Raw genomic sequence first — 426 nt, forward strand, 5'->3', positions numbered from 1 at the left:
CGGCGCCGTGCAGCACGCCCTGGCGCCAGCGGTTGCGGCGGGCTATCCCGACGAGCACGACGACCGTGAGGCTGACCATGCCGGCCGGAACCCAGCCGTAGAGCAGCAGCACGGCGAGCGTGAGGGCGGCGCCCGAGCCGGTGCCGCCCCACCAGCGGGAGCGGCCCAGCATGACGAGGTGGCCGACGATGACGCCGGTCAGCACGGCCAGCGCCCAGCCGGNNNNCGGCCGCGGGCAGCGCGGGCCAGGAGTGGTGCCGTCCGCCGTCCGCGTCCTCGCCGGCCAGTCCGGAGGTCTGTTCGGTGATCGGCTGTGCGCCGGGGCCGTCGGCGGCGCGCCCCGCGCCGGCACGCCCGTCCGGGGTGTACTGTCCGACGGCGCGCACTTCCGCGCCCGGACGCCCCGCCGGCCGGCCCGTCCCACGG

General features: G+C 78.9%; 1 pseudogene. It reads right to left on the reverse strand.

Annotation, left to right across the window (positions count from 1 at the left end):
- Positions 1-386, reverse strand: a pseudogene (locus tag CCL05_RS43040) (GGDEF-domain containing protein); the annotation flags it as partial.
- Between the last annotated feature and the right edge of the window lie 40 nt (positions 387-426).

The organism is Streptomyces africanus, assembly GCF_002150735.1.
Taxonomy (GTDB): Bacteria; Actinomycetota; Actinomycetes; order Streptomycetales; family Streptomycetaceae; genus Streptomyces; species Streptomyces africanus.